This window comes from Klebsiella sp. 18074 (assembly GCF_902705905.1).
Classification (GTDB): Bacteria; Pseudomonadota; Gammaproteobacteria; order Enterobacterales; family Enterobacteriaceae; genus Klebsiella; species Klebsiella terrigena.
In genome coordinates this window covers 1-9,534 of record NZ_CACSIS010000055.1, presented here as the reverse complement: position 1 = coordinate 9,534, position 9,534 = coordinate 1, and the positions used below count along the sequence as shown (strand labels likewise).

Annotated in this window: 8 protein-coding genes, 1 tRNA gene and 3 pseudogenes; 5 read left to right on the top strand and 7 right to left on the bottom strand. The window is 49.0% G+C overall.

The window, feature by feature from the left end:
- Positions 1–174 precede the first annotated feature (174 nt).
- Both ybcJ and folD read right to left on the bottom strand, forming a co-directional pair.
- Positions 175–387 carry a ribosome-associated protein YbcJ gene (gene ybcJ, locus GVK32_RS27925; RefSeq protein WP_159874059.1) on the bottom strand — a complete coding sequence of 71 codons (213 nt, stop codon included), beginning with the start codon at positions 385–387 and terminating at the stop codon, positions 175–177.
- Between the two features lies 1 nt (position 388).
- On the bottom strand, positions 389–1,255 hold the full coding sequence (gene folD / locus GVK32_RS27920; RefSeq protein WP_041144398.1) for a bifunctional methylenetetrahydrofolate dehydrogenase/methenyltetrahydrofolate cyclohydrolase FolD: 867 nt from the start codon (positions 1,253–1,255) through the stop codon (positions 389–391).
- Between the two features lie 353 nt (positions 1,256–1,608).
- On the opposite strand from folD, the gene GVK32_RS27915 reads away from it, so the two are divergent.
- Positions 1,609–1,685 (top strand) — tRNA-Arg (locus GVK32_RS27915).
- A gap of 18 nt (positions 1,686–1,703) precedes the next feature.
- On the opposite strand, the pseudogene GVK32_RS27910 reads toward GVK32_RS27915, so the two are convergent.
- The 4 genes and pseudogenes from GVK32_RS27910 to GVK32_RS27895 form a co-directional block, all read right to left on the bottom strand.
- A pseudogene (locus GVK32_RS27910) lies at positions 1,704–2,057 on the bottom strand (site-specific integrase); the annotation flags it as partial.
- Positions 1,984–2,510, bottom strand: a pseudogene (locus GVK32_RS27905) (DUF4942 domain-containing protein); the annotation flags it as partial. The pseudogenes GVK32_RS27905 and GVK32_RS27910, both read right to left, overlap by 74 nt.
- A 50-nt stretch (positions 2,511–2,560) precedes the next feature.
- The gene (locus GVK32_RS27900; protein ID WP_159874057.1) at positions 2,561–3,097 is read right to left on the bottom strand and encodes a transposase; all 537 of its coding nucleotides are present in this window, start codon (positions 3,095–3,097) and stop codon (positions 2,561–2,563) included.
- Positions 3,098–3,219: 122 nt separating this feature from the next.
- Positions 3,220–5,163 (bottom strand): sigma 54-interacting transcriptional regulator, encoded by a 1,944-nt coding sequence (locus GVK32_RS27895; protein ID WP_159874055.1) that lies wholly within the window; start codon positions 5,161–5,163, stop codon positions 3,220–3,222.
- A gap of 235 nt (positions 5,164–5,398) precedes the next feature.
- Here GVK32_RS27895 and GVK32_RS27890 point away from each other — a divergent pair, with 235 nt between their 5' ends.
- The 4 genes and pseudogenes from GVK32_RS27890 to GVK32_RS27875 form a co-directional block, all read left to right on the top strand.
- Positions 5,399–6,295 carry an NAD(P)-dependent oxidoreductase gene (locus GVK32_RS27890; RefSeq protein ID WP_159874053.1) on the top strand — a complete coding sequence of 299 codons (897 nt, stop codon included), beginning with the start codon at positions 5,399–5,401 and terminating at the stop codon, positions 6,293–6,295.
- Positions 6,288–6,989, top strand: coding sequence for an RraA family protein (locus GVK32_RS27885; protein WP_200842951.1), 702 nt, complete (start codon positions 6,288–6,290; stop codon positions 6,987–6,989). The genes GVK32_RS27890 and GVK32_RS27885 overlap by 8 nt, the downstream gene beginning before the upstream one ends.
- Before the next feature lie 72 nt (positions 6,990–7,061).
- A complete protein-coding gene (locus GVK32_RS27880) occupies positions 7,062–8,426 on the top strand; it encodes a CitMHS family transporter (protein WP_159874051.1) in 1,365 nt (454 codons plus the stop codon).
- Between the two features lie 514 nt (positions 8,427–8,940).
- Positions 8,941–9,305 (top strand): annotated as a pseudogene (locus tag GVK32_RS27875) (transposase); the annotation flags it as partial.
- A gap of 101 nt (positions 9,306–9,406) precedes the next feature.
- On the opposite strand, the gene GVK32_RS27870 reads toward GVK32_RS27875, so the two are convergent.
- Positions 9,407–9,534: DDE-type integrase/transposase/recombinase (locus tag GVK32_RS27870; protein WP_159874049.1), on the bottom strand; the 128-nt coding region annotated here is incomplete at its 5' end.

Below are 9,534 nucleotides of genomic sequence, written 5' to 3'. Positions count from 1 at the left end.
CCGAAAACCGCCTTGAGCGAGCTGAATGTTCAAATGGCGAGGTCATGGAAAAATATAGCGATCGCGACCTGCGGTCGCTAGAAAAGAAGAACCCCACCTAAAAAAGTGGGGTTAGTCAGCAGTCTGAAATGCCGGACCTTAAGGGCCCGGCATTTTTTTATTCAGCGACGGCGGTCAGGCGGTCACGGTGATGCTCTGACCTGAAAAGCTGACCGTCTGGCCGGCAACGATCTTGCAGCGCTTGCGGGTTTCAACCGCGCCGTCAACTTTCACCAGACCGTCGGCAATCACGATTTTTGCCTGCGCGCCGCTTTCGCTCCAGCCTTCCAGCTTCAGCAGATCGCACAGCTCAACGTGCGGGTGTTTACCCAGAGAAAAAGTCGCCATCTTAGGCCTCCTGAATGTCGTGATACTCTTCGCACGCCTGCAGCGTGTTCTGAATGAGGGTGGCTACGGTCATCGGGCCGACGCCGCCGGGAACCGGCGTGATGTATGACGCGCGCGCGGCGGCATCTTCATAGACCACGTCGCCAACCACTTTGCCGCTTTCCAGGCGGTTAATGCCGACATCGACCACAATCGCGCCTTCTTTAATCCATTCGCCCGGAATAAAGCCCGGCTTACCGACCGCGACGATCAGCAGATCGGCATTTTCGACGTGCTGGCGCAGGTTTTTGGTGAAGCGGTGGGTCACGGTGGTGGTGCAGCCTGCCAGCAGCAGCTCCATGCTCATCGGACGGCCGACGATGTTAGAGGCGCCGATCACCACGGCATTCAGGCCGTAGGTGTCGATGTTGTAACGCTCAAGCAGCGTCACGATACCGCGCGGCGTACACGGGCGCAGACGCGGAGCGCGCTGGCACAGGCGGCCGACGTTGTAGGGATGGAAGCCATCGACGTCTTTGTCCGGCGCGATGCGTTCCAGCACTTTCACATTATCGATCCCGGCAGGCAGCGGCAGCTGTACCAGGATACCGTCGATAGCCGAATCGGCATTCAGCGTGTCGATAAGTTCCAGCAGCTCCGCTTCGCTGGTAGTTTCCGGGAGATCGTATGAGCGGGAGATGAACCCCACCTCTTCACATGCCTTGCGCTTGCTGCCGACATAAATCTGCGATGCCGGGTTGCTGCCAACCAGCACGACGGCTAACCCCGGGGCGCGTTTTCCGGCCGCAGTGCGCGCCTTCACTTTTTCCGCGACTTCAGAGCGCACCTGCTGCGCAATCGTTTTACCGTCAATAATTTTTGCTGCCATCAGAGAGAGGATTCCATCTGTATCTTAACGAAAGGGGGTTGCGGATATTTTGTCAGAAGCCAGCCGCTCTGTCAGTCCTCGTTTGATTTTTTATCGCTTTTCGGCGCGTGGAGGGGCGATAAACCCTGCCGTTGCGGCGTGATTAAGATGTATAAACGACGGACCGGCTCGCGTTTAAGCCGATGTTATGCGGGGAAATGACGAAGCGGATTGGAGAATCCTTATGCGTCGCCTGGTGCATAAGTAGACAAGTTGGCCGCAGAAAACAGTTTGATGGCAAAATGCATTGACTCATCAGGCATGCACCGTATAATTCCCGGCGATTGCACATCATGAAGCTCCCGCTTCTCAGTGCGCCCTTAGCTCAGTTGGATAGAGCAACGGCCTTCTAAGCCGTAGGTCACAGGTTCGAGCCCTGTAGGGCGTACCATTTAAAATCAACCACTTATCAACTTCCTCCAGCCGCTGATTTTTCCGTTTGGGACATATTTGGGACATCTTCCTCAAAAATCGAGTCAATTTGCCGCGCATGTTCCGTTAAATGATTAGGTGCCAGGTGAGCATATCGACGCACCATCTCAATGCTCTCCCAGCCTCCCATTTCCTGCAGGACAGAAAGCGGAACGCCCGACTGAATTAACCAGCTGGCCCACGTATGTCTCAGGTCGTGAAACCGGAAATCCTCGATACCCGCTTTTTTCAGCCCGGCGCGCCAGGCGTTATTGTCGTCAACCCGCATTTTCCTTACCGCGGGCGTCAACGTTCCATCCGGGCGATGTTTTGCCTTGGTGTGAACGAACAAAGGTGATGTGCGCTGAGCCCTTCTGAAAGTAGCGTATCGAAAAGTAGTCATCTTCAAACACCGCCGATGTCCGTTGGACATCAATATGCTGCTCCAGCCTGACCCCCAGGTCATTGCGATTCTCTGGTACCGGTTTACCGTCCAGCAGATTCAACATGCGTTCCAGATCTGCAAGCTGATCACGCCGCTTGCCCCAATTGAGCCGAAAACCCCATCGGGAATGATTCACCAGGCCATTGACGATGATCTTCTTACCAAACTTACAGGGCGAGTTCGTTTGTAGTCCCAGCTCAGGTTCTTGAAAACATTAATGACGCCACGTTCAAACACTTCATTCTTGCTGTGGTGCAGTTGCTTAAACGTCGAGAGGATGTTGTTTTCACTGATAGCCGGAATATCATCCCGCTCAAGATTCCGGTACCACTCGTCACGGGCGGCGGCATCCATCAGGCTTTGTTGAATAAATCGGGTTTAGATAAAAACTCTCCCTTTCAGTCATTTCCTCAGACAATCCGTACACTTTCTGGCATGCCTGCTCGCGTCATTTTGTTCAGGGCACGGATCATGGCCATAGCTTCTCCAACCTGTGCATCATAATCCCGCAGCGTAAGATGCCCACCGAACAGTTGTTTAACACGGTACATCACCGTTCCTGCCACCGAACGTCGGTTGTAAGCCGTGTGCCATTTCCAGTACGCATTGCTCCCCGTCAGACGCTGCCTCGCCACCGCCTGATTTCTGTCGGCATACTCCGCCGGCCAGTAATCAGGGCTGCGGAGCGGAACCCTCATCAGGGCAAAAATGGAATCAATAAATCCTTCGGCAGCCCGCAGGGTCAGTCGGAATACGCGTTTAACCACCAGTACAGTGGTGATGGCAAGGTCTGAATACCGGAGGGGGAGCCCCCGGGATGGGGGTACGGCGGACTCATACCATGACGCAATGGCTTCGTCGTCCAGCCAGAAGGTGACGGAGCCACGATTGATAAGGGCTTTGTTGTAAGTGCGCCAGTTGGTGATTCGGAACGTCTGCTTTACCACGGGACTGCCTGCGTTGTCAGGATGATGCGTGATCTGATCCTGCCATTCAGCAAAAGTTCGGTTTATTTAACAAACCCGACTGGATGTGCCGACAAAACTGATCTCCTCAATAATGCCACCGTTCATACCTGCGTATCATGCTCGCGGTATTTGATAGTCTCGAAAAATATCGGGTCACTGCCCTGATATTTTTTTATTCTTCGCCAGAGTGTGGTGCTACTGATACCCAGAAGTTTGGCAGCTTGCTGTCGATTGCCTCTTACCTGCCTTAAGGCGTTCATCAGCAGATGTTTTTCGTCCGGAGGGTCTCTGTCGCTGTCGGGTTGATAATCATTCGAAATCTGCATTGGTGTAACATCCGCAAGTACATCATCCAGTATGGCCTCATCAATTACATTATCCTCTGCCACCACTATAAGTCGTTCAATAATATTGCTTAACTGGCGTATGTTTCCCGGCCACTTTCTCTGACTTAGTTTGTGAAGAGCAACGTTGCTAAATGATAAATCGCCGTGGCCCTGCATTCGTAATAAATGCATAGCCAAAGGTGGGATATCAGTGCGGCGCTGCTGTAACGAAGGTAAAGTTAACCGCAGGACACAAATTCGATAATAAAAGTCTTCCCGAAATTTGCCTTGTTCAATTAATCGCATGAGATTTTTATTGCTGGCTGTGATGATGCGGATATCAACAGGAATGGTTTTATTATCACCGAGACGTATGATTTTTCGCTCTTGCAGGGTTCTCAGTAGTTTTAACTGAATGTCAATAGAAAGCTCGCTTATTTCGTCCAGAAAAATAGTACCGCCATGGGCCTGCTCGAAAACACCTGTTTTCCCTTCCTGTAACGCTCCCGTAAATGCCCCTTTGACATAGCCAAATAATTCACTTTCTATCACGCTGGCGGCGAAGGAAGCACAATTTATCGCCACGAAAGGGCCCGATGCTCGTACCGATGCATTGTGAATGCTTTGTGCAAAGAGTTCTTTACCTGTTCCCGTCTCGCCTTCGATCATTACTGTGCTTTCTACCCGGGCATACTTTTCTGCGAGCGCTTTCGCTGAAAGTAATGCGGGACTGTTACCAATAATGTCTTTGAATTTTTTATCTGCAATATGTGTCTCGCTGTGCTTTAACCTCATCTTTTGTTCTATTTTCTTTATTTCGCTCTGGTTCTGAATGCTGGCTACTGCGCCTACAATACTGTCATGTAACATGACGGGGGCGATATTTATACTCAGGGAATATCGACCTGTTTCGATTAAAACGGCAGAAACTGGTTGGCCAGACTGCAAAACGGCTAAAAAATAATTTCTGAGTGTCTCGTGGCTTATCTCTTCCCCAGGCCCTGCTGGTGTCAGATAACGAGCCGCAAATTCATTGATGTTTGTTATTTTTAATTTTGAATCAATGCTCAACAAACCTTCAGATACACAGTTGAGTATTGCGCTGATCATTTCATAACGTTTTTTCAACTCCATGTTTTTACGTTGTTTATCAGATTCAACTTTTAAAAGGTGCAATGCTTCACTCATTGCATCTTCAATAGAGTCGGGATCTGCTTCGGACATCACATAATGCATGCCATAGGTAATTGCTAAATTTTGTAAAGATAGACCACCAACAACAACATTGATGTTGTTATTGCGCAGTTGTTCGAACACTGAGCTAATCGTCTCGATTTTATCAAAAGCATCGATTTTGCAAATCGATGCTCCCTTTAAAAAGGGTAATGCTTTGCTCAGGATTTTTTCATACGCCTGAGATGTAGCCAGAAATACAACGTTATCCGAGTATTTGCGAGCCTTCTGATAAGCATTAAAACAATCAAGAAAAGTATGCCTGATTTCGATTACAGGGACAGGAACTGATTCTCTTAATAACTCAGCAGTTTTCCCTCTACTGATTAATATCTCTATCCCATTTTCTATTAGTCGGCGGGCAATAATTACAGCTGTAGCTTCTGAAGCCTGCGCCAGAATAATGGGTAAGTCTCGTTCAACAAGTAACGACTCAACAACCATGGTCAGCTGGCTGGACGGAGAAATAACTGCGATTTTTGCCATGTTCGGGAAGATACCTTATGTTTCATTTCCTTTCACCATACCGTCATGTTAATGAAATGCAATGCCAGTGATAACGAATTGTGATCTACATCGGGTGGCGGAACTTTATCTGTCACGGATTTAATGCATTGATTTAAAATAATATTATTTTAAGTGCGATGATTTTTATACTGATTGAATGAATTGGCGCATAGTTTGCAATGCTGTTGCCACTCACTCATTTCGGGATGTTCTTATGAAATTGGTTTTTATTGGTTTTGGTGAAGCGGCTTTCAATTTTTCGATGGGGTTACGTTCCGTTTCTCAACTGGAAATAGGCGCATTTGATTCTTCTGCCGGTGCGGGGGAAGAGGGTGTTGCTATCCGTGAACGAGCGAAAAAAGCGGGTGTGGTTCTCTTAGACTCTTTAGACGAAGTCTGTCAAAAGGCACGCTTTATCGTTTGTCTGACAAGTGCAAGCAGCGCACTGAATATCGCTGAAAAAATTCTTCCCTGTCTCCATGAAGGGCAAATCTATACGGATATGAATTCTGCCGCCCCGGCAATCAAACAGCGAATTGATCTCATCCCCAGAAGGCCGGGCGTGTTGTTTTGTGACGCAGCCGTGATGGGTACAGTACCTGGAAATGCTCTGCGTGTACCCATTCTTTTGGCCGGGGAAGGAGCTCAATCATTCCGGAATGCCTTCATCTCCGAAGGGATGAATCTGACAGATATAGAGGCTAAAGCGGGGGCGGCTTCAGCAATTAAAATGCTGAAAAGTGTCGTGATGAAGGGTATCCCACAATTATTTATCGAGGCATTCATTGCTGCTGATAAATATGGCGCACTGGATACGCTGGTTTCTTCCCTGAGTGATTCTCTGGATGGAAAAAATGTAGAACAACTCGCCAGGATTTTTACTGCCAGAACATTAATACATGCCAAAAGGCGTTGCGCCGAAATGACAGATGTGATTTCCACGCTCGATTCCTTATCCGTTGATGCCAGCATGTCCACTGCGACAAGAAACAGACTTGAAACACTAAGCCAGACGGATTGGGCCAGTGTGCTGGGGCCCAATGGAGCCGATATGGATTACCGAAGTGCAATTACCTGCTTATCCAATATTGAGAGAGATAATCATGAATAACCCATACCACGTGTTACCACCACTTATCCCGGATCATCTGATTGAACGTCTGTTGGTTCTGAGTCCGGCATTACTGTGCGACGGAATGCAAAATCTGGGCATTCCCAGAAATGGCTGTATGGACGCAAACCTGCTGCCAATTGATGAACATAAAACTATGATTGGTACCGCCTGCACAGTTGATACGCAGGATGGTGACAATTTCCCGGTTCACGTGGCGATTTATCAGGGCGCACCTGGGTACGTGTTGGTTGTCGCTGGTAAAGGATATCAGGAGCGGGCTTATATGGGGGATTTGATGGTAGGTGCCGCACAGGCCGTAGGTTTCAATGGCGTAGTGATCGATGGTTGTATCCGGGATAAAACTGCCCTGGCAGAGCTGACTATTCCGGTTTACGCGAAAGGCGTGATGCCACGCAGCCCGGCTAAAAAAGGCCCGGGGAAAATCAACAGCGCTGTGATGTGTGCGGGGATTGATGTTTCACCGGGTGACCTTGTATTCGGCGACGGAGATGGTGTGGTCATTGTCCCGCGAGAGCACATTGAAGCTGTTATCGCTGAAGCAGAGAAGAAACTGGCGTATGAAATCAGACGCCGCGAAGTGATTGCGCAGTATTCGCAGTGCAGGTCGAATCAACAGCCATTACCTGAACTGGCCCCTGACTGGGTAACCCGATTACTGAAAGAAATGTAATCGTAAAATAATCATCGAGGGGGGCAATGCACTCCCTTCACTGAACTATCAATTATAATATGGAGCCTACAGATGTTAACTATTCTGGGATACCTGCTCATCGTTGCATTCTTAGTTCTGGTTATCCGGCAAAAACTATCCCCCTTTACTGGATTAATTATTGTTTCCCTGGTCGTTGGAGTGATTTTATGTCTTTATAGTAACATTCCTCTGGAGTCTATTTTAAACTGGGTAAAGGAAGGTTTGTTTTATAAGCAACAGGCAGACGGAAAAATATCATTAGGCACTATGAATCCGACAGTGATGATATTGTTTGCTATTCTTTATTTTAGCCTGATGATGAATGTAGGTTTATTTGACCCGCTGTGTACTTATCTGATACGCAAAGCCAATGGTGACCCATTAAAAATAATGCTGGTGACGGCGTTCACCTCATCCGTGGTAACACTGGACGGAGACGGCACTACCACCATATTAATTATCACTTCAGCATTTTTGCCCCTGTACAAGCAGATGGGGCTAAAGCTGTCTAATCTGGCAATGTTAATTATTCTGCCCTGCGGACTGGGAAATTGTCTGCCCTGGGGGGGGCCGCTTGCCCGTGCTGCTGCGGTGCTGAATCTGGAAGTGAACGCACTCTTTGTTGCCATTTTGCCTATTCTTGTAGTGTCGTTTATCTATGTCTTTGGTATGGCTTATGTCATGGGTATAAAAGAACGCAAGCGTCTGGGTTATGTTCATGGCAAGCAGTCCATCGTCACACCAGAGCAAATCAATAGCATGATGAATGCGATTAAACATCATGAAAAGGAACTCAAAAGACCCCAGCTGTTCTTGTTCAACTTAGCGCTTACGGTTGCTTTACTGGTTGTTCTGATTATGGGCTGGGCTAGTGGGGCAATTGTCTTCCTGCTGGGCACCGCTCTGGCTCTGACCGTTAATTATACCGCCACGGAGCAACGTGAGCGAATCACCGCCAATGGTGGTGACGCGATTGCTGTGGCTTCCATCATTATGGCCGCAGGTGTTTTCCTTGGAATATTCAACGGTAGTGGAATGGCCGCAGCGGTCGCAAACCACATGGCCAGCCTCATTCCGCCATCGATGGGCTCGCACACAGCACTTATATTTGCTGTTATTGGTGCGATTGCCTGTTTCGCACTGCCTGTGGATGCCTACTACTTTGGCATTTTACCGGTCATCGCCCCTGTAGCTTACTCTTTCGGTATCACCCCAACAGAAATCGGTGTGGCCTCATTTATGGGGCAGGCACTGCGTTACGCAAGTCCAACCGTGGCATGGCTATTCCTCCTAATGAATCGCACGGAAATGACGTTGGGTCAGTATCAGAAAGAATTCTTTAAATGGTCACTGCCGATGTTCTTTATTTTTATTTTCGTGGCCATTGTCACCGGGCAACTACCTACGGGTTTTTAAGCAATGACTAATTGTGAATGTTTGACCCGATGCTCATGATCGTGACCACTGCGGACTGTTGGCATCTGGCTGTGTAAGGGTTGTTCTCGCGAATACCTCCTGCAGGCACTCTCAGTCCTGCGCCGGCTTAAGCCGGTTTCGTTATAGCGCTGTAAATCTGTTCTGACATTCGTTTTCCGCCGTGCCGTAATGGCACGGTCGGGGATGTGCTGTCGTAAAACCGTGCCCGCGACAGATGCGTGAAAATCCTACACGCGTGTTGATCTGGTTTTCGCTCGCAATTTGATTCCCTGCGATGCAGGGTAGGGGACTTTTATTTTTGTGGAGTCTGCTGCTATGTCATACATCAGTACGCCGGAGCAGGAAGCCATCATTCACTGGCAGGGAAAACAGCTGGTTGTCAGGGCCTTCGCCGGCACCGGCTAGACTGGCCCCACAGATCACCAGACACTTCGCCTCTCTTAAAATAAGAGGTAGTCTTAGAACTATGTTTAACACCAGTCAGAATAATAAGATGGTTGAAGTGTTATCAGGACCTGAACGGCGTCGGCGTCGTACACCGCAGGAAAAAATTGCCATTATTCAGCAGACGATGGAACCCGGCATGACCGCGTCTCATGTCGCTCGCCTGCATGGCATCAATGCTAACCAGATCTTCAAATGGCGCAGGCAGTATGAAGACGGTTCTCTGACCGCCGTGGCATTAGGTGAAGAGGTCGTACCCGCGTCTGAACTTGCTGCGGCCAATAAGCAAATCCGCGAACTTCAGCGTCTTCTGGGCAAAAAGACGATGGAAGCTGAGATACTCAAAGAGGGCGTGGAGTTCGGCCGGGCAAAAAAATGAATAGCGCATGCGCCCTTATTGCTCGGGGACGACGACGGCTCTGTCGCATTAGCGTAGACAAGTCAGCAAAAGTTCCGCTGCCGCTTTTTCAGGCAGCCAACAGATAACATTGTTCCGCTGCGGACAATCCATCACCTTACGGATGCTGAAGCTGCCCTTTGCGTATCATGTGGACTAACTCAATGCCTGCCAGTATCGTCTGTGCACGGCGAAATGATTTGAACCCCAGCATCGGCCGTATCCGACGTTTTATATTCCGATGGT